Origin of the sequence: Muricauda sp. SCSIO 64092 (genome assembly GCF_023016285.1) — a bacterium.
GTDB lineage: Bacteria > Bacteroidota > Bacteroidia > Flavobacteriales > Flavobacteriaceae > Croceivirga.
The window spans coordinates 5,329,203-5,350,525 of record NZ_CP095413.1; the positions used below are offsets into that span (position 1 = coordinate 5,329,203).

The window sequence follows — 21,323 nt, forward strand, 5'->3', positions numbered from 1 at the left end:
TAGTGGGAAACCCATTGGTTATTTCTATTTGTTTTTAACTAGGACCTCGCTACCCCCCTATTGAGGTCATGCTATTGTCAAAAACCGAGGCTTGATGTTCTTTTTGTGCATCAAAGCCCGTTTTGGCCCTTGTTCCTATGGCGCCCAAAATGGCCTCCCTGATTTTTTCCCCGGAGTTTTCGCCCCTAACCAAATCCCGGACATTGGTTTTGGGTTTTCCATAAAGGCAGGTAATCACATCCCCCTTTGCCGTGACCCGTAATCGATTGCAGCTTCCGCAAAATGTTCGACTGAAGGATGGGATGATTCCAAACGTACCCTTATGTCCTTCAATTTTATAGTTGATGGACGTTGACGTTTTGGGAGAATCCAGTTTTTGGTAATGCGGATAATGCCCTTTTATATACTCCAAAATGGTTTTATAATCCCATTTAATGCTCCCAAAGGAACGGGAACCTCCATTAAAGGGCATTTCCTCCAAAAACCGAACCGATACCGGATAGTTCTTCATGGCTTCCAAAATAGGCAGGATGTCCTGCTCATTCTGTCCATCCAGGACAATGAAATTGATACGTACATTGAAGCCTTCCTCAATCAACCGTATCAGGTTTTCCATAACCACCTCATAATTGTCCCTTCGGGTTATCCGCCGAAACGTCTCTTTATCGATGGCATCCAAACTCACGTTGACATTTTGGACCCCCAATGCCTTAAGCTCGGTAATATGGGAACCTATCAATGTGGCATTGGTCGTTACGGAGATATCCTTCAACCCCTCCAGTGGTGCCAGAAAGCGTAACAGTTCCATTAAATCCTTACGTACAAAGGGTTCACCTCCGGTCAAGCGAATTTTATCGATTCCCATATCAATCAAGAGTTGGGCAACGAACTTCAATTCGTCCGTAGTCAATAGCTGTTCCCTTTTGGCAAAGTTTATCCCCTCTGCGGGCATGCAATAGTTGCAACGGAGATTGCAACGATCGGTCACTGCCAATCGCAAATAATTGATTTGTCTTCCATGGTTATCAATCAGCATAACCCTAAATTAAAAACGATATTCGACAATTCCATTATCCAAATCAAAAATTTCGGGATAATGTTCTCGTAAATTTTGAATCATAAAGTCCAAGGGAACATCTTCAAAATGCCCGTAATCTTCCAGATACTCCATGAATTTCTGCCCCTCTTCATTGTATTCCTGAAATATGGAATCCGTTGTCCCATCAAACTCCAATGGTTTCACATTGCACTTATCGCAGAGTGCCTTGTTAAAAGCCGGGGTGGCTTTTACCCACTGATTGTCCAAGAAAACGTCCACCATACCATGCGGTGTCAAAATATTGGTGCCAAAACGCTCCGTTAAGCGTTCCACGGCAATATGATTGGTCACTTTGGCAAAATGTAAACGTGCGGGTATCCCCAACCCCCGAAGACATGCTGTTAAAAGGACTGCTTTCTCCACGCAATGTCCTTCCGATTTTTTGGCAATGGTGCTGGCACGATAATTCTCGGGGTTCAAACTGATTTGATAGGGATTGTAACGCCACCTGTCCCGTATGACCAGATACATACCCTTTGCCTTTTCCATGGGGGACAGTTCCTCCGATGTAAAAGGCGAAATCAAGTCCTGAATAGCCGCAGAATCATAGTCCAAATATGTGGTTGCTTTTATATACTCCATAACCTTACCCACCACTCACAGGAGGAATTAATGCAATTTCATCATAGGAATTCACTTCGGTTTTATCATCTGCATATGAATTATTGACCGCAATGGCCAAAGATGATAATTTATTGAGTTCGGGATAGGCATTCCCAAGAAATTGCCGTAATTCCCCTACATTCTTGGGCAATTTCCTCCCATTGATAGTTGTACTTGGTATAGAAAGCGAAGGGCTACCAATGATATCCTTGGTAACCCCAAATAATAAAATAGTCATATATGATTTATCCGATTATTTCTTGTTTTTTAGGTTTTAATAACTCTGGAAACTTGGCAAAGGGCTGTTTATAGAGACGGTTCCCGGTGGCTGCTTTTAAGGCATTGGCCACGGCCCCACCAGCTGGAGGCAAAGTGGGTTCGCCCAGTCCAGTGGGTGCAATTTCGTTTTCTATGAAATGGGTCTCCACCAAAGGTGCTTCCTTCATCCGTATCAATCGGTAACGGTCATAATTGCTGGCCAGGGGTTTTCCGTTCTCAAAACCAAAATCACCATACATGGCATGTCCAATACCATCCAGTATACCTCCTTCAATCTGATTTAAAGCCCCTAAAGGATTGACGACAATTCCACAATCCACAACACACGTTACTTTCTTTATCACGGGCTGTCCGTTTTCAATCTCAACATCGGCCACTTCCGCAACGTGGGTATTGTGGCAATAGTAATTCACAAAACCTTGATAAACATTGCTGGGTTTTGTTCCCCAACCCGATTTCTCAACGGCGGTCTCAATTACCTTAATCATGCGTTCCGGGGAATATTGAATACGTTCATCAGCCTCGGCATCCACTTTTTTAAGTAGATCAATACGCATTTGAACTTTGTCCACTTCCATTAACTCTGCAAGCTCGTCAAAGAAGCTCTGTTCCGCGAAAGCCAGGAAATTGGTGTAGGGCGCACGCCAGGCACCTGTGGTAATATTACTTTTGTACACGGCGGCATCCACTTTATAGTTTGCGATGGCTCCCGCCGGGAAAAAGTTAGGGATGAGTCCGTACATATTGGAGTTTACGGCTGCTTCTTTTAAATGGTATGCCGTCACCTTCCCGTCTTTTACCCCCGCTTTGATCCGATACTTCAAGGCCATGCGGTAGATACCATCATTCATATCATCCTCACGGGTATAGACCACTTTGACGGGTTTTCTGATCTTGTCCGCAATTTCTGCGGCCTCCAACACAAAATCCCCATATAGCCTTCGACCAAAACCACCTCCTTGTCGGGTCATTTCCAACTCGATTTCTTCCGGTTTTCTGTCGAGCATTGCAGAAACGGCACCGGCCTTCCATGCCGGTGTTTGTATGGGGCCAACCAAATGTACTTTCTCATCGGTGATATGGGCATAAAAATTCATGGGCTCCATGCAATTATGGGGAAGGAATGGTGCTTCATACGTCCGCTCAAGAATTTGATCGGCCTCGGCAAAGGCCTTTTCCACATTGCCATCCTCACGCATGGTATTGAATTCCTTGCCATCCAATAATTCGTTCATTACCTTATCGTGGTCTTCCGTACTTTCCATCTTTACATCATCTTCCCACGCCGCCTCAATGCTTTCTTTTGCTTTGAATGCCTGCCAGGTGGTCTTTGCCACCACGACTACCTTATCACTGGTTGAGAGAATATTGGCAATGTTGGGTTGTGCTTCAATAAGTTTTCTGGCTTTATCACCAATGGTGAGCACCTCCAAAACACCGGGCATTGATTTTGCTTCGCTGGCGTCAAAGGAAGTTAGTTTTTGTCCAAATGCCGGTGGCCTGACCACAGCGGCATAGACCATGCCTTCTGCTTTGTAATCCAAACCAAATAAAGGTTTCCCTGTAATGATTTCATCAATATCCACGTTTTGGGCATCCTTACCAATAATTTTATAATCCTTGGGTTTTTTCAACGTAACGTTTTCCGGAACCTCCAATTGGGCAGCTTCGGTCACTACTTCCCCATAGCCCAAGGTTTCCCCATTCGGATTGGTAATTACACCTTCACTGACCGTACATTGGGAAGCGTCCACTCCCCAGCGCGCCGCAGCCGCATTGACCAACATTTGTTTGGCCGTGGCTCCGGTCTGCCGAAGGGCATCCCAACCATGCCTAAGGGATTGACTTCCTCCAGCTACCTGCCTTTCAAAGTTTTCCGTATCCAATTTCCCCTGGACCACGTGAACATTTTTCCAAGCCACGTCCAATTCTTCCGCGATGATCATTGGCATGGAGGTTTTTACCCCTTGTCCAATCTCCGGATTGGGGGAAAAAATGGTGACCACCCCATTTTCAGCTATTTTGATAAAAGCATTAAAATCTTTGTAATCCAAGTTGGAAAGATCTACGGGTGGTTCTATCTTCACTTGCGGTTTACACGCCTGAAACAGGTTGAAACCGATTAACATTCCGCCTCCGGCCAAACTTGTGGTCCGCATGAAGGCCCTTCTGCTAAATGCCATTTTAGTATTTGTTGCCATCTGAATTCCTTGTTTGGGTTAACGCATGTTTTCAGCAGCTTTTTCCACTGCCCTATAGATTCGGTTGTAACTGGCACACCTACAAATATTGCCGTTCATGGCATTTTTGATTTCATCCTCCGTTGGGTTGGGATTGCCCTCTAAGAATGCGGAAGCCGTCATGATCTGTCCTGCCTGGCAATATCCACATTGTGGAACGTCAATTTCCTTCCAGGCCTGTTGAACGGGATGTTCCCCAAATTCCGATAGGCCTTCAATTGTAGTGATCGATTTTCCTTCCACCTGTTCCAAGGTCATGGTACAACTCCGCATGGCCGTTCCATCTACATGGACCGTGCAGGCACCACATACATTTATTCCACAACCATACTTTGTTCCAACTAGGTCTAAATGATCCCGCAGTACCCAAAGTAAAGGTGTATCTGCGGCTACATCAACGGACTGGGATACTCCGTTGACGGTAATCTGATACGTTGGCATAGCTTTTTGATTTCTGTTCTCCTGTTGAAGGTACCAAAATTTGAAGTTGCCCTGCCTTTTTTAACCGTAGAAGGACGGCTTTTAACTTTTTTTTACGAACCCTGTTTAAGGATAAGGTCCCTAAATGAAAGCTGATGCTCCGGTCCCAAGGCTCGCCTGCAAAACCCTGTTGCGCTCACTTTGGACAAACCCAAACAAAGGCCAGAGGTTTTTGATGTCAAAAAGTTTTCCAAGACCTACGTTCCCGTCCATTGGATATCCCGGAACCATTTGAATTCAATGCAAGAATCCCTGCTTTTTCTTTTTTTGATTTTTTTTAGGTATTTTGTTGCAACTGGATTTACGTTCAAAATCTCGCGTTATAGTATTTAAGTTCACTTCCATTTGAAAAATACACTCTGGATTACCTGTCTACTGTTTTGGGGCCTCAACGCCCAGGAACTTCCTCCAATCCAAAATTTTTATCCCAAGGATTATCAGGGCGAAAATCAAAATTGGGCCATTTCGCAGTCTGCGGAAAAACTGATTTATGTTGCCAATAGCAAGGGCTTACTGGAGTACAATGGTGCGAATTGGACACTCTATCCCTCACCCAATGAAACCATTATGCGATCTGTCCGGGTGGTAAGGGACCGGATTTATACAGGCTGCTTTATGGAATTCGGTTATTGGAAAAGGGATGCCCTTGGCAGCCTGGTGTATACCTCCTTGTCAAAAAACATTGCCATGGACCTTCTTGAGGATGAGGAGTTCTGGGAGATTTTTGAAGTGGAGGATTATATGGTCTTCCAATCGCTAAAACGGATTTATATCTACAATGTGGATGACGGTTCCGTGAATACGATTGAGTCGAACAGTACCATTACCAAAATGTACCGTGTAGACGAAGATATCTATTTCCAAAGGATGGGACAGGGCCTGTACAAAATAGAATCAGGCAAGGATTTTTTGGTTTTCAACGATGAAATTGTAAAAAACGATGAAGTCATTCATGTTTTTCCCGCCGAAAACGATTTGTTGGTCCTCACTAAGAATAACGGATTTTATAGGCAAAAAGATAGTGTGTTGGTTGCCTCAGAAAACTTTCCCAATGCGTATTTATCGCAGCTAAGTTTGTACGATGGCGTTCAACTGGAAGATGAAAGCTATATTTTGGGCACCATATCCAATGGGTTAATTTACCTTAACAACAATGGGGAACTGCGTTATCAGATAGATCAGGATGAGGGGTTGCTGAACAATACGGTTTTATCCCTGTTTGAAGATATGGACAGAAACATTTGGCTGGGCCTGGATCATGGTATCAGTTATATCAATATAGAAGCGCCCTATAAGGTTTTTAATGATTTTAAAGGTGTTTTGGGCAGTGTCTATGCCTCATCGATCCATGAAGGAAAACTATATCTGGGAACAAATCAGGGTCTTTTTTATAGGGAATTGGACAACACCAAGGATTTTGAATTGATCAATGGAACACAGGGCCAGGTTTGGTGTTTGGAAAAGCTCGATGGCAAACTGTTCTGCGGGCATAACTCAGGTACCTTTTTGGTCAATGGGAACAAGGTGCAAAAAATAGCCTCCGTTCAAGGGACCTGGGACATTGCCGAGTTGAAGGACAAACCAAATTTATTGCTTCAGGGAAATTATGATGGACTCTATGTCCTCGAGAAATCAAAGGGCTCTTGGCGTATGCGAAACAAGATCAAAGGGTTCAACAATAGCTCCCGTTATTTTGAAACCCTGGGAACCCAAATCCTGGTAAACCATGAATACAATGGCGTTTTTAAGATAACCGTGGACAGCACATTTTCCGAGCTTGGGGACATGAAAATCGATACGGTGATAAAGGGTTCCAATTCCGGCATTGTCAAATACAACGGAAAGCTGTTCTACGCGTACAAAAAAGGGATTTTTGAGTATGACGAAACCAATGGGGATTTTCAGAAGGATAGTGTGCTAAGTACCATTTATACGGAAGACGAATACGAATCCGGAAAACTTATTGTGGATGAAAGTGATAATACCTTATGGGTATTTACCACCTCCAACATAAGTTATGTTACCCCTGTACGACTTACCAGGGCTGCCAAAATGAAGCGCATACCACTGACAAAGGAAATGCGGGAAGGGATTTTGGGATACGAAAATATTACGAGATTGGACGATTCCGGAAATTATCTCCTGGGAAAAACCTCTGGGTATATGACCTTTAGTCTCAATGGGATTGTTCCCCGTGATTTTCGTATTTACCTGGCCAATGTTTCCAATGGCATCGCAAAAGGCGAGGAAGCGTTAAGGGACAGATCGCAGAAAGGCAATTTTAAGAGCCATGAAAACAATCTGGGATTCTCCTTTTATGCGCCAGAGTATCATAAATACCTGAACACCCAGTACCAATATCGATTGCGGGGATTTTATGACAGTTGGAGCAACTGGTCGCAAGACCACGAGGCCTACTTCGAAAACCTACCCTTTGGGGATTATGTATTCCACGTGCGCGCAAAGATTGGGGATACCGTTTCTGAAAATACGGCCTCCTACTCCTTTTCCATAGCCAAGCCATGGTACATCTCAAATACCATGATTGTCCTCTATATCCTGGGAATACTCCTGTTTTCATTGTTTATGCATACGCTCTACAGACGGTATTATAAAAAACAACGTCAAAAGCTTATAGAGAAGAACCAAAAGGAATTGGAGTTCGCACAGGTTCAAAATGAGAAAGAGATCATTAGGATAAAAAACAAGCAATTGGAGTTGGAAAACAAGAATAAGGGTAAGGAATTGGCGGCGTCCACAATGAATATCATCAAGAAAAATGAGTTGTTGACGAATATAAAGAGCGAACTAAAGACCATTAGGGACCAGAACATCGTCAAGCCCGTTATTAAGATCATTGATAATAGTCTAAACCAGAATGACGACTGGGAACTTTTCCAGGAAGCATTTAACAATGCCGACAGTGAATTTTTAAAGAATATCAAAAAAATGCATCCTTCCCTATCCCCTAACGATCTTAAATTATGCGCCTACTTAAGACTGAATCTCTCTTCCAAGGAAATAGCCCAATTGTTGAACATATCACCCAAAAGTGTCGAAATCAAACGTTATAGGTTGCGAAAAAAACTGGATTTGCAACACGAAGACAATCTCGTGAACTATATTTTGGAGTTATGATAACCTTAACATAATTTTTCGAAACCTTAACAAAAGCCCCACCCACCTTAACAATACCTCTACAAACCCGTTTTTACACCCTTTATTTACCACTACGGCACACTTTTTAACATTTGTTGAAAACCCTTCAAATACAGGAGTTCAAAAGATTTTGCAATATCAAATTGACAGAATTAATGCCCTTTTTTTAACATGTATACTTTTTGTAGTGGTTCATTTTATGGTATCCGCAATTTTTGCTCATAAGTTTAGTACATCAAAAAATGCTCAATGGATACGATTCAGAAAAAATTACTCAAACTGACTTTTCTCTTATTCACAACGATTGCCTTTACACAGACCGATAAGGTAATGGTTGTGGATGAAGGAGGAGGTCCAAAGTTGGTGGTCAATGGGAAGGATTTTATGATCAATGGGATGAACTGGGATTACATACCCATTGGAACTAACACTGTGAACGCCGCTTTTTGGAAAAAATCCGATGATATCATTAAAGCGGGATTGGATACGGAAATGTCCCTTTTGAAAAACATGGGGGTAAATGTCATTCGTCAATATACCGGAGTACCTGCCAAATGGATTCGGTACATCTATGAGAATTATGGGATTTACACCATGCTGAACCATTCTTTTGGACGTTACGGCCTAACCCTGAATGGTGTCTGGACTCCTGTGACCATTTATGATGACCCAACAACCGTAGATTTTTTGATGTCCGAAATGGAACAATTGGTCAGGGATTATAAGAATACACCAGGGCTCCTCATGTATTTACTGGGGAATGAGAACAATTATGGTCTATTCTGGGCGGGAGCCGAAACCGAAGATTTCCCGGATGATGAGGGCAGAATACAGTTTATAGGGGAAAGCAGGGGAAGGCCCATGTACAGGTTAATGAATGAGGCCGCCAAAATGATGAAAGAACTGGATGCATCACATCCTGTAGCGATTTGCAACGGAGATGTACTGTTCATAGATATTGTAGCTGAGGAGTGTAAAGACGTGGACATCTACGGAACCAATACCTACAGAGGTCTTTCCTTTGGTGATATGTTCCAAGTGGTCAAAGATAAATTGAACAAACCCATAATGTTTACTGAATTTGGTGCGGATGCCTACAATGCCATGGAAAACAAGGAAGATCAGTTCTCCCAGGCCTATTATATGGTGGGCAATTGGAAAGAGATTTATGAGAATGCCGCCGGACTTGGAAAAGTAGGAAATTCCATTGGTGGTTTTACCTTTCAATTCAGTGATGGTTGGTGGAAATTTGGTTTTGATGATAGAAAAAATGCTGATGTTCATGATAACAATGCCTCGTGGTCCAATGGAGGATATGCCAGGGATTTGGCCGCCCCAGGTGCCAATAACATGAACGAGGAATGGTTTGGTATCTGTGCCAAAGGTGCCACAAACCCCAGGGGGCTTTATGAACTATACCCCAGGGCCGCTTATTATGCATTGAAAGAGGCACATCAATTGGATCCCTATGGGCAGGGCGTGAATCTGGACTTTGTACAGAACCATTTTAACAATATTCAATTAATGGATGCCGTACTCAAGGCACGCGGGGATAAAGCTGCACTTAGCGGTGAGGATAGTAAGATGCTCCGTATCAGTAACCTTCAGGCAAAGCTTGCCACTTTTAGCACCGGGGGCAGTCTTATCACCACTCCGGACAATCCCGATCCGAACAATCCCAATACGTTTCCCAACCAATTGGGATTTGACCATATGCAATCCTATTTTGTTGGTGTGGAAGGCAACCCAGCTTCCAATATGCGGGCCGAGGTAAACGTAAACGTCGTTGGAAATGTTGCCCAAAACCCCATCAACGAGCTTTTTTATGAGAACAATTCACGTCCCATTGATGTCAGCACCGATCGTGGGGATGTTATTGTTTCGGACGTCAATAGGGTTCGGATCTATCAAGCGGAATTTGAGTGGAACGCCAAAGAATTCGATTTAAGGGGATTCTATAGAACAGGACATTATCATTGGGGGTATGAAGGCGATTTTTTTGGCTTCTATCCTGAAGCCAACTATGGCCCCAACCTGGATATCTACAACGGGGAAATCCTGGGTGCAGAACTGGATGGTAAGGGGCCGTTAAAAGGCCTAAAGGTTGCTTTGGGTCCCCAACTTTGGTGGGGTTCAAATCCAACCATGCTCTTTAAGTACCAAAGGCACATCGGAAAATTTGATGTCACCGGTATTTACCATAGGGACTTTGAAACAAATATCGTATTTGATGACACTGGACGCCGGGTTTTGGATATAAACCAATTGCGAAGTGGTGTCGTACCGCCCTGGCCAACAGAAAGGGCCTCTATTGCCATAGAACGGGAATTTGGAAAATTTGGAGTCATGGTAGGAGGAATTTGGGCAGGAAGCCCCTTGAATGGCACATCCTTTCAAGACGTTAGGGGTACACCAGGAAACTATGTGGTCTTTGAAGATAGGATCCAGTCCAGCGATAATTGGGGGGGTAAAGCGAAAATCACCTATGAAGGCGGTAAGTTCAATTGGTACGGCCAAGCTTCGGCAATGGGATTGATTGCCAATGGTGGCGCGGACCAAACACTCACCTTTACCGGTTGGAAATTGAGGGATACCGGAAGTGGTAACGTAACTAGTGTATTTTCTGGATTTACGTTCGCTGCAGGAAATTTCCAGATTGCTCCCAACTTTATGTGGCAAAAACCATTGGTAGAGGCCATCCCTCAAGATGTACAGGCGCCAGGTCGACTAAGAAACATTATTGACGATCCTTTTGCGGTGCGTTGGAATCGAGAAACCACTGCAGGTGAAATACTGTTTACCTATGACCCTACTCCAGGTACATGGATGTACGAATGGGACAATGATCGTGCAGAAGATGCCGAGTTTGCCATGAACTTGGGTTTTGTATATCGTCGTCTGCCAACCACCATGGATGCACATATAGGATTTTTAGCCGACCGGACCATTTTTTCCTTCCCAAATTCGGCACCGGCCGAAGACCTTTGGGAAGTACATTCCAGAATGGTATCCAAAATTGGCCCTGATTTCGGTATGGTCGGTAATTTTTATTATGGAAACGGACAGGGAAATGGGGATTCAGATCGGTTGATCAAACGGTTTGGAGGTGATGTTCGCATCCTCTATAAAAACTTCAAATTGCATTACGAACAAAAAATTAACGATTGGGGACCTTATGATTACCATCGCGATTTTAACTTAACGTTCCCCGTGCAATTGATGTTGGACCTCTCCACTACCCTGGGCAAACCGGACTGGTTTATTCTACCAAGTACACAGATAGGGATACGGGGCATATGGCGATCCTTGGATGAATTCTCACCACGGTATGCGCCAACCGCCGTTCCACCTAACACATTTCAGCGAGAGCCCATTCTAAGTCCTGTAGGATTTGATAATGGTAATGAATGGGAAATCATGACATACATACACATCAATATTGGGAAATAAAAAGATAGCACTATGAAAAATCTAATATATATCAATGTAAGACGTGTTCTTTTTCTGAGTTTGGGCATCACTGTTTTTTACAGTTGTGAAAGAGACCTTTCAGAAGACGTACAATTTGCTACATTTCCCATCAATGGTGACATATTTACGGATGACCCGGTAGGTCTTACCGATCAGTTTTTTGATTCTTTTGATCCTGCAACGGGAGCAAACCCGGAAGGTTTTGATAGAGATGATGAGGTCGCTTTTGAAGGGTCAGCGTCCATTCGAATCGATGTCCCCGCGCCGGATGACCCGGATGGGGGTTTTATTGGTGGTATTTTCCTTGATCGCGGTGACGGTAGGGATTTGACCGGTTTTGATGCCCTGACCTTCTATGCCAGAGGCTCTACAACGGCTACTATTGGGGAAGTTGGTTTTGGAACCGATTTTGGGGAAAACAAATTTGCGGTTACCGCTAACAATATTCGACTATCGACGGATTGGCGAAAAATCATCATTCCTATTCCAGATCCTTCAAAATTGGTACAGGAAAGGGGCATGTTTTTCTTTTCGGCCGGTACCCAAAGTACCAATGGTTTTGGGTTTACCTTCTGGATCGATGAGTTGCGGTTTGAACGTTTGGGGACAATAGGGCAATCCAGACCTTCCATCTTGGGAGGCAATGATGGCCGTTTTCCAACAACGGTGGGCGGAAGTCTTACCATTGACCAATTGCAGCAGACGTTTAATTTGGGGTCCGGTATCAATCAAACCGTAATTCCCGCGCCTTCTTATTTTGATTTCAAAAGTTCCGATCCAAATGTGGCGTTTGTCAACGAACTGGGAGAGGTTACTGTGATCAATACCGGTACAACAGAGATCACCGCTTCTATTGCTGGGGTCCTGGCAGCGGGCAGGATATCGGTGGAATCATCGGAAACCGCACAAATAATTTCCATTTTTAGTGATTTGTTTGCCGACGTTCCCGTAGATAATTTCAATGGCTTTTTTGAGAATCAGACAACACAAGGTGGAGTGTTTGATGAGAATGGTAATGACATCATAAAATATACTAACCTCAATTTTGTGAGTATCAATTTCTTTAGCGAGGAAAATAGGATTGATGCCTCCGAAATGACAACCCTTAATTTACAGATCAGGGTTGATGAAACCATTGATACAGGTGATTTCATTAGGTTGGAACTCAATAATTTCCTTAACGGTGTTGAATCGGGATCATCTTTTACCATCCCGTCAACCGAACTGATTGCCAATGAATTTGTAGACTTTGCCATTCCACTTTCGGAGTTTCAAGGGTTAACGGACAGATCGGGACTGGGATTGTTATTCTTTGTCACCGAGGGTACCATATCCAATATTTCGGTGGATAACATCTTTTTCTCTGCCGAATAACAGTTAAATCAGTACTAAGCCATGAAAAATAAAATTTTAAATACACATATGAGATCAACACTGGGTTGCAGGATACTTAGCTTAAGCATATTCCTTCTGGTTTTGGGATGCGAAAATGATGATGCCCAGACCGTAGCTAGGCTCACAACTTTAGTATGGGAGGATAACTTTGATGTAGACGGTGCTCCAGATCCGACTCGTTGGAGGTTTGACCTCGGCGATGGAACCGCACAAGGTATCCCAGGCTGGGGAAACGATGAATTGCAGTACTACACGGATAGACCGGAAAATGTTACGGTCCAAAACGGGTTTTTATTGATCACTGCAAGACAGGAGGATTTCAATGGGGCCGAGTTTACCTCTGCAAGGCTTACCACCCAAGGATTGTTTGAACGGGCCTATGGACGTTTTGAAGCACGTATCCGGGTACCTTTTGGACAAGGTTATTGGCCTGCATTTTGGTTATTGGGAAATAATTGCGATGAAAACCCTTGGCCTGCCTGTGGGGAGATTGACATCATGGAAAATGTAGGCGATGAACCGACCATTGTTTTTGGTAGTGTCCATGGCCCTGGTTATTCAGGTGGGGATTCCATTGGTAAGGACTATGAATTGACCGACGATCGTTTTGATACGGGATTCCACGTCTTTGGAATTGAGTGGTCACCGGAATTTATCAATTATTATGTGGATGGCGATCTGTACCAAAGTATTACACCGGAAGACATAGACGAAGAAACGGATGGTGAAGGCCAATGGATTTTTGACCGTCCTTTTTATATCATCCTTAACGTGGCCGTCGGCGGTAATTTACCCGGCTCCCCAAACAGCGAAACAGTTTTTCCCCAAACCATGCTCGTAGACTACGTACGTGTATATGAACAGTAAAAAGAAAAAACACTCTATTATGAAACAGACAATTGAAGCAATAAAACTACTCTCGGTCTTCTTTTTGGTACTAACATTCTTAGGTTGCGAGGATGACGATACCGTACTACCTGTGGTAGAAGCAGGTTTTACCTTTACACAGGACCAAAATACCGGTACGGTAACCTTTATAAATACCTCTACCAATGCCGATAGCTTTGCCTGGAACTTTGGGGATGGGACAAGCTCAGAGGAGATCAATCCCACAAAAATCTACGCGGCAAATGGTACGTTTACGGTGGTACTCACAGCATCCAGTGTGGCAGGTGCTTCTGGTACTTTTGAAGGTGAAATCACCATTAGTGTCCCAGAACCTCTTGGGCCAATAGCATTGCCCATTAATTTTGACGGCACCAATGTGGATTATGATGCTATTGTAGGCGACAATATTGGGTTCTCCATAGTAACAAACCCAGAAACTGGCAATGGAAACACCACCAGTGTTGGCCAAATGGTAGCTGGTGGCGGTCAATTCCAAAATATACAGTTCCCTTTAGGAACGGCAGTAGACTTTAGCGGTGAAAATAAGACGATTCAATTGGAATTGTTCTCATCAGCTGAAATTGCTGTTTTGATTAAGTTTGAAGAAGGTGTTGATGGCGCACGGGATGTAGAGGTTGGGGCGACCCATACCGGTTCAGGTTGGGAAACATTAAGTTTTGACTTTGCCACGGATGCCGTAGCTAGTTTTATTCAAGATGATCCCCAAAATGGCCAGGCTTTGGTTCCGGATGGTCAATATGGTGAGATGGTATTATTTGTAGGATTCGCTGCTGACCCTGGAGTTGAGGGCACTTTCTTTGTAGATAATATTGTCCAAACCACAACCGACGGCGGAGGCATGGCCACCGAACCAACAATGGCTGCAACGGCACCGACCCAGGATGCAGCAAGCGTGGTTTCGGTGTTCAGCAACGCGTATACCAACATAGGGGGAACAAACCCCAGGGCATTTGGAAATGATGGCGGGGCTACCTTCTCCGAAATCCAAGTGGCCGGTGATGACGTGTGGAGCTATGCCGACACCAATTTTGTGGGCCTCCAGAACGATGCAGGTTTTGACCTCACCGGAAGGACCAACTTCAGTATGGACATTTGGGTGGCCGAGGATGTTTCGTTCAGGGCCGGTCTCATTTCATTTACCAACCCCGCTTCCCGGGAGGACGTAGAGGTGAACTTGACCGGTGGTCAATGGAACAACATCGATGTGGCCCTTACGGACCTGGTACCCTCTATAGGTGGCGAAGGAGCATTGCCCAACGACCCAACGATCAACCAAATCATCTTCGACGTTCTGGGAGATGGGGTTGAGGCAAGCATTTTTGTGGACAACGTATTTTTCTATACAGCCGATGGTGGCGGGGGAATGGCCACCGAACCCGCAATGGCCGCACCAACACCGACCCAGGATGCCGCGAACGTGACTTCGGTGTTTAGCAATGCGTATACCAACGCAGCGGGCACGAACCCCAGGGCGTTTGGAAACGATGGCGGGGCCACGTTCTCCGAGATTCAGGTGGGCGGTGATGACGTGTGGAGCTATGCCGACACCAATTTCGTAGGCTTACAGAACGATACAGGTTTTGACGGAAGGACCAACTTCAGCATGGACATTTGGGTGGCCGAGGACGTTTCGTTCAGGGCCGGTCTCATTTCGTTCACCAATCCCGCTTCCAGGGAGGACGTAGAGGTGAACTTGACCGGTGGTCAATGGAATAACATCGATGTGGCCCTTGCGGACCTGGTACCCTCTATAGGTGGCGAAGGAGCATTGCCCAACGACCCAACGATCAACCAAATCATCTTTGACGTTCTGGGAGATGGGGTTGAGGCAAGCATTTTTGTGGACAACGTATTTTTCTATACAGCCGATGGCGGCGGCGGATCTGCCGTAAGTCCATTCTGTAGGACCCAGATACAAGCCTTTGCCGGTGACGCCGGTTCAGACATCTTTTTGTCGGTTTTCAATGTGGATGCCCAGACCATGCGTGTAGAAATTGAGTCTGCCGATTCAGACCCTGTGGACTTATTGATTCTCCCAGCAGGCGCATGGAATCCTTCCAATGCCGGAATTTCCTTATCACCAGCTGAAGTATCCCCAGGGGTATGGGCCGGAGAGTTCTTCTTTCCAGGTGGAGCACCGGACAATGTGGAGTTCTTTATTGAATGGAGTAAGCTATCGTTTCCAGGAAACTGGAGATCCACGGACCCTGCAGGCTCCCTGGATACGGTTCCTTTTACGGCTACCTGTGATACCTCCGGTGGTGGCGGTGGAAGCGCCAGTGGATGTACGGGCACGGAAATTGCTGCAACAGCACTTCCTTTGGATTTTGAAGGTTGTGAGACATTCCTTGCCTCGGCTAATTTTGGTAGCGGACTAACTTCTGAACTTGCTGCTAATCCATCCAAAACAGGCATCAATACCTCTGATTTTGTTTTAAGAATTGATAAACCGGCAAGCTCGGACGTTTTCGCAGGCATTCAAAATACATTTCCGACCAATTTTGATCTCACGACCACTAACACCTTCAAAGTAAAGGTGTATTCAACAAAAGCCAATGTGAATTTCAGATTTGAGTTGGCGGTTATTCCAAATGATGGCAGTATAGGTAATCCCGCACCTGTGGTAGTCAATATCCCAAATGCCAATGAATGGACCGAGGTAGAATTCACTTTTGTTAATCTACCAGCTTCACCAACTACCTATAATCATTTGGTTATTAAGCCAGATAACGATTTAGTGGACAGTCCTCTTGTTGGGGATGGTACCTACTACATAGATGATTTAATTTTGGAATAAACAAAACAACATTAAAAAACAAAGGAAAGGTCGGTACTGAAAGAAATTTTAAGGGCCGACCTCTTTCATAAAACTTAATACATCAACAACCTAAAGATTGGAAATGTCTGAAACGGATATTTATATCGGGAACTCCAAAATAACCAGGACCCAAAAAGAAATCACGGGAAAACAGGTCAGGTTTGAAAACGAAAATTATTACAGGATTTCAAACTACGATACCATGCGTCCCTTCTTTATGAGCGTGGTGAGCGATTCGAATCACTGGATGTTTATCTCCAGTAATGGAGGTTTGTCCGCCGGGAGGCAGAATTCGGAATCCGCCCTATTTCCCTATTACACGGATGATAAAATAACGGAATCAGCAGATATTACGGGAAGCAAGACCCTACTCCATGTACATTCCGATGATGGGATTTTCTTATGGGAACCTTTTTCAGGGCAGTCTTCGGATGTATATACCATTCAACGAAACCTTTATAAAAACAGTCTTGGCAATAAGATTGTTTTTGAGGAAATCAATGATGATTTGGGCTTGACCTTCAGATACCACTGGAATTCGAGCAATCGATTTGGGTTTGTAAAAAAATCCACACTTGAAAACAATCGTGACAAAGAGGTTAAGGTTACCGTTTTGGATGGTATCCAGAACATTATGCCCTACGGAGTGAATTCGGCCTTGCAAAATGCCAGTAGCAACCTTGTTGACGCCTACAAAAAAAATGAACTGGAAGCGGAAATCGGACTTGGTATTTACGCATTGAGTGCCATTATAGTGGACAAAGCAGAACCCAGTGAAGCTTTAAAAGCTACAACGGTCTGGTCCACTGGGATTGAAAATGCAAGATTTTTGCTTTCTTCATTACAGTTGGATGCTTTCCGAAAAGGACAGCAAATTGAGCAGGAAATCGATATCAAAGCGGAAAGGGGAGCTTACTTTGTTAATGCGGATATCGTTCTAAAACCCAATGGCCAAAAAGATTGGATGTTGGTTGCCGAGGTAAACCAATCCAAAGCAGCTATTGCGGAAACTGCCCATCTGATCAAAACAAAAAAGAATCTTTTTGATGTTATTCAAGACGATGTTGAAAAAGGATCGGCCCTTTTGCTGCAACTCAATGCAGCTGCTGATGGAATACAATTGACTGCGGATAAGCTCAGAAATACACGACATTTTTCCAATTCGCTTTTCAATATCATGCGGGGCGGAATTTTTGATGATGCCTATTCCATTGAAAAAGAGGACTTCATCACCTACATTCAAAAAGCGAATACCGAAGTCTATCTGGAGAAATTGGATAAACTCCATGAACTTCCAGTAAACTTCGCCTATAGCGAGCTCAAGGCCATTGCGGATAATGATGACAATTCGGATTTTAGAAGGCTGGCGATGGAGTATATGCCGTTAAAGTTCAGTCGTAGGCATGGCGATCCCAGTCGCCCCTGGAACAGATTTTCCATCAATACGGAAAATGAAGACGGCAAAAAGATCCTGGATTACGAAGGTAACTGGCGGGATATCTTCCAAAACTGGGAAGCCTTGGCCCATTCCTACCCTGCTTTTATCGAAAGCATGATCTTCAAGTTTGTGAACGCCACTACTTTTGATGGATATAATCCCTATCGGGTGACCAAGGATGGTTTTGATTGGGAGATCATAGAACCGGATGACCCATGGTCCTACATTGGCTATTGGGGCGATCACCAAATCATTTACCTGCTCAAATTTCTTGAGTTCATTGAGGATCACTACCCACAGCAACTGGCATCCTATTTTAATGAGGACATTTTTACCTATGCCAATGTCCCCTACAGGATAAAAAATTATCAAGCAATACTTGAAAATCCAAAGGACACCATTGAATTTAATGAGGAACTGGATGCAAAAATCAATGAAGAACGCCAACAACTGGGTGCGGATGCCGCTTTATTGAAGGATACAAATAATAATATTTATAAGGTAAACCTTCTGGAAAAATTATTGGCAACGGTACTCGCCAAAGTATCGAACTTTATTCCGGAAGGCGGTATCTGGATGAATACGCAACGTCCTGAATGGAACGATGCCAACAATGCTTTGGTGGGCAATGGCGTATCGATGGTTACTCTTTGTTACCTAAGACGATTCCTTCATTTTTTTGAAAAGGTGCTAAAGGATTCCGCTGATACCGAATATCAGGTTTCGGAGGAACTCCTTCAATTCTTTAAAGCGAGCTGGGCTGCATTATCAGACAATTCATCCATGCTCTCAGGTGAAATTTCCAATACGGAAAGGAAGACCCTAATGGATGGATTGGGAAATTCCGGTAGTATTTACCGAAATACCATTTATGAAACAGGTTTTGGCGGTGAAAAGGCCGGGCTTACCAAAGACCATCTCCTGCAATTTGTTCAAATCACCCTGAACTACCTGGAACATAGCATTGAAGCCAACAAAAGGCCGGATAATCTCTACCATGCCTACAATCTGATGACGGTTGAAAACGACCATGAAGTCTCCATTTCCTATCTATCGGAAATGTTGGAGGGTCAAGTTGCCGTTTTGAGTTCGGGCTATATTTCGGGTAAAGCTTCCCTGGAACTTTTGGACGCATTAAAGCAAAGTGCCCTGTTCAGGCCGGACCAGTATAGCTATATTCTTTATCCGAATAAGGAATTGCCCCGTTTTTCCAATAAAAACAACATACCGACCAAAAAGATGGAGCAATCGGAGTTGGTACAAAAACTTTTGGAAGATGGAAATACGAAAATTGTTGAACAAACCATCAATGGCAGCTATCATTTCAATGGCAATTTCAACAATGCCAATAGCTTAAAAGCGGCATTGAAAAGACTTCCGAAAGCATATGATGAATTGGTGGAGAAGGATACCCCACTATTGCTGGAGACTTTTGAACAGGTCTTTGACCATAAGGCATTTACCGGTCGTTCGGGAACTTTCTTTGGTTACGAAGGTTTGGGTTCCATTTACTGGCATATGGTTTCCAAATTATTGTTGAGTGTCCAGGAAACGTGCCTGGCGGCTATTGAAAACAAGGAAAGTGCGGAGACCATAGGTCGATTATTGGAACACTATTATGAAATTAATGAGGGTATAGGGGTACACAAATCCCCTGAACTCTATGGCGCCTTTCCAACAGATCCCTATTCCCATACACCGGAGGGAAAAGGGGCCCAGCAACCAGGTATGACCGGTCAGGTAAAAGAGGACATCTTGAGCCGTTTTGGGGAGTTGGGTGTTTTTGTTCAAGACGGTGAATTGCTATTTAAACCCCATTTACTGCGAAAAGAGGAGTTCTTGAAGCATTCCCAAACGTTCCAATACATAAATGTCAACAAGGAACCTAGGGAAATCCAACTGGAAGAAGGTTCACTTTGTTTTACCTATTGCCAAGTACCCGTTGTATATCAGTTATCCAAAAAAGAAGGGATTAAAATTATGTCCGGTGACCGTGCCATTCAGGAAAACGATGTACTGAAGCTTGACAAAGAAACAAGTGCTTTGATTTTCAATAGATCTGGCGATATCGATCGAATTATAGTTTCAATCCAAAAATAGAATTCAGATGAAGAACATTAAAATTAACATTGTACCCATTGTTTGCCTATTGTTTATTTTAACAATGTTCTCCTGTAAAAACAAGACCAACAACGAAAGCAAAACAGCTACTGTGAAAGAAGAACCGGTATTGAGTGCAAAGGATATTTTAGGAAACCCAAACTATTTGGCCATGTCCTACGGGGGATACAGACATGTGGACCATGGTATTGAGCCCACCCTGGATGAATTAAAAGAGGACATGAAAATTTTGGCCGCCATGGGAGTCGGGATCTTACGTACCTATAAAGTCCATTTACCCCATGCTTCCAATGTGTTAAAGGCAATCAGTGCACTAAAACAAGAAGATCCCAGCTTTGAAATGTATGTGATGCTCGGTGCTTGGATCGATTGTAAAAATGCTTGGACCGACCAGGAGCCCGACCACTATCAAGAAAGCGAAAGAAACGCCATCGAAATTGCCGAAGCCGTCAGATTGGCCAATGCCTATCCCGATATCGTAAAAATCGTGGCGGTAGGCAATGAGGCCATGGTAAAATGGGCCACAAGCTACTATGTGCAACCCGGGGTGATTTTAAAGTGGGTCAATCATTTACAGGACTTGAAAAAATCGGGAAAGCTATCCAAGGATTTATGGATTACGAGCTCTGACAATTTTGCATCCTGGGGCGGTGGCGATGCCGAATATCATGTTGAGGATTTGAATAAATTGATTAAGGCAGTGGACTTTCTTTCCGTACACACCTACCCCATGCACGATACCCACTACAACCCAGATTTCTGGGGAGTGCGTGAATCCGAAAAGGAACTATCGGACCTTGAAAAGATTCATTCGGCTATGCTAAGATCCAAGGAATATGCGATGACACAATACCAAAGTGTGCATGATTATATGAAAAGCTTAGGTGTTGACAAACCTATACATATAGGTGAAACGGGCTGGGCCACTATTTCCAATGGGCATTACGGACCCAATGGCTCAAGGGCCACCGACGAGTATAAAGAAGCGGTGTTCCATGAGCACATAAGGGACTGGACCAATGCCGAAGGGATTTCGTGTTTTTATTTTGAAGGATTTGATGAACCCTGGAAGGACGCGAGGAATCCCAAGGGGTCCGAAAACCATTTTGGACTGTTCACCGTTGATGGGCAGGCAAAATACGCGCTCTGGAGTATGGTGGACCAGGGAACTTTCGAAGGGCTGAAACGCAACGGTAACCCAATAATCAAAACATACGATGGCGATAAGGAAGCATTGTTGCAGGACGTATTGGTACCGCCCATGGCCAGTGAAACCAAAGTTCAACAGTAAGAATGTATTGTAAAACATCG

Annotated in this window: 11 protein-coding genes and 1 pseudogene; 7 read left to right on the forward strand and 5 right to left on the reverse strand. The window is 44.1% G+C overall.

The window, feature by feature from the left end; all coding sequences use genetic code 11:
• Window positions 1–49: 49 nt before the first annotated feature.
• The 5 genes and pseudogenes from moaA to L0P88_RS22270 form a co-directional block, all read right to left on the reverse strand.
• Window positions 50–1,036, reverse strand: coding sequence for a GTP 3',8-cyclase MoaA (moaA, locus tag L0P88_RS22250; protein WP_247132108.1), 987 nt, complete (start codon window positions 1,034–1,036; stop codon window positions 50–52).
• A gap of 9 nt (window positions 1,037–1,045) precedes the next feature.
• The gene (locus L0P88_RS22255) at window positions 1,046–1,681 is read right to left on the reverse strand and encodes a transglutaminase-like domain-containing protein (RefSeq protein WP_247132109.1); all 636 of its coding nucleotides are present in this window, start codon (window positions 1,679–1,681) and stop codon (window positions 1,046–1,048) included.
• A gap of 4 nt (window positions 1,682–1,685) precedes the next feature.
• Window positions 1,686–1,940 (reverse strand): MoaD/ThiS family protein, encoded by a 255-nt coding sequence (locus L0P88_RS22260; RefSeq protein WP_247132110.1) that lies wholly within the window; start codon window positions 1,938–1,940, stop codon window positions 1,686–1,688.
• A 7-nt stretch (window positions 1,941–1,947) separates the two neighbouring features.
• Window positions 1,948–4,182, reverse strand: a complete 2,235-nt coding sequence (locus L0P88_RS22265) for a xanthine dehydrogenase family protein molybdopterin-binding subunit (protein ID WP_247132112.1) — start codon at window positions 4,180–4,182, stop codon at window positions 1,948–1,950.
• An 18-nt stretch (window positions 4,183–4,200) separates the two neighbouring features.
• Window positions 4,201–4,665, reverse strand: a pseudogene (locus L0P88_RS22270) ((2Fe-2S)-binding protein); the annotation flags it as partial.
• Between the two features lie 381 nt (window positions 4,666–5,046).
• Between L0P88_RS22270 and L0P88_RS22275 the strand changes: the two are divergent.
• The 7 genes from L0P88_RS22275 (at window position 5,047) to L0P88_RS22305 (ending at window position 21,303) form a co-directional block, all read left to right on the forward strand.
• Complete coding sequence (locus tag L0P88_RS22275; RefSeq protein ID WP_247132115.1) at window positions 5,047–7,839, forward strand: triple tyrosine motif-containing protein; 2,793 nt, start codon at window positions 5,047–5,049, stop codon at window positions 7,837–7,839.
• Between the two features lie 270 nt (window positions 7,840–8,109).
• Window positions 8,110–11,310 (forward strand): glycoside hydrolase family 2 TIM barrel-domain containing protein, encoded by a 3,201-nt coding sequence (locus L0P88_RS22280; protein WP_247132116.1) that lies wholly within the window; start codon window positions 8,110–8,112, stop codon window positions 11,308–11,310.
• Window positions 11,311–11,322: 12 nt separating this feature from the next.
• Complete coding sequence (locus tag L0P88_RS22285) at window positions 11,323–12,705, forward strand: carbohydrate-binding protein (protein ID WP_247132117.1); 1,383 nt, start codon at window positions 11,323–11,325, stop codon at window positions 12,703–12,705.
• 48 nt (window positions 12,706–12,753) lie between these two features.
• Window positions 12,754–13,593: a family 16 glycosylhydrolase gene (locus L0P88_RS22290; protein ID WP_247132118.1), complete on the forward strand. Its 840-nt coding sequence runs from the start codon at window positions 12,754–12,756 to the stop codon at window positions 13,591–13,593.
• A 19-nt stretch (window positions 13,594–13,612) separates the two neighbouring features.
• Window positions 13,613–16,432: a PKD domain-containing protein gene (locus tag L0P88_RS24030; RefSeq protein WP_281499701.1), complete on the forward strand. Its 2,820-nt coding sequence runs from the start codon at window positions 13,613–13,615 to the stop codon at window positions 16,430–16,432.
• A 103-nt stretch (window positions 16,433–16,535) separates the two neighbouring features.
• Window positions 16,536–19,991, forward strand: a complete 3,456-nt coding sequence (locus tag L0P88_RS22300; protein ID WP_247132120.1) for a hypothetical protein — start codon at window positions 16,536–16,538, stop codon at window positions 19,989–19,991.
• A 7-nt stretch (window positions 19,992–19,998) separates the two neighbouring features.
• Window positions 19,999–21,303 carry a glycosyl hydrolase family 17 protein gene (locus tag L0P88_RS22305; protein WP_409557700.1) on the forward strand — a complete coding sequence of 435 codons (1,305 nt, stop codon included), beginning with the start codon at window positions 19,999–20,001 and terminating at the stop codon, window positions 21,301–21,303.
• Window positions 21,304–21,323 lie beyond the last annotated feature (20 nt).

Excerpts from the sequence above, each read along its gene's own strand:
- moaA (WP_247132108.1), bottom strand. The coding sequence starts at position 1,036 with ATGCTGATTGATAACCATGGAAGACAAATCAATTATTTGCGATTGGCA.
- L0P88_RS22255 (WP_247132109.1), bottom strand. The coding sequence starts at position 1,681 with ATGGAGTATATAAAAGCAACCACATATTTGGACTATGATTCTGCGGCT.
- L0P88_RS22280 (WP_247132116.1), top strand. The coding sequence starts at position 8,110 with ATGGATACGATTCAGAAAAAATTACTCAAACTGACTTTTCTCTTATTC.
- L0P88_RS22285 (WP_247132117.1), top strand. The coding sequence starts at position 11,323 with ATGAAAAATCTAATATATATCAATGTAAGACGTGTTCTTTTTCTGAGT.
- L0P88_RS22290 (WP_247132118.1), top strand. The coding sequence starts at position 12,754 with ATGAGATCAACACTGGGTTGCAGGATACTTAGCTTAAGCATATTCCTT.
- L0P88_RS22260 (WP_247132110.1), bottom strand. The coding sequence starts at position 1,940 with ATGACTATTTTATTATTTGGGGTTACCAAGGATATCATTGGTAGCCCT.
- L0P88_RS22305 (WP_409557700.1), top strand. The coding sequence starts at position 19,999 with ATGAAGAACATTAAAATTAACATTGTACCCATTGTTTGCCTATTGTTT.
- L0P88_RS24030 (WP_281499701.1), top strand. The coding sequence starts at position 13,613 with ATGAAACAGACAATTGAAGCAATAAAACTACTCTCGGTCTTCTTTTTG.
- L0P88_RS22300 (WP_247132120.1), top strand. The coding sequence starts at position 16,536 with ATGTCTGAAACGGATATTTATATCGGGAACTCCAAAATAACCAGGACC.
- L0P88_RS22265 (WP_247132112.1), bottom strand. The coding sequence starts at position 4,182 with ATGGCAACAAATACTAAAATGGCATTTAGCAGAAGGGCCTTCATGCGG.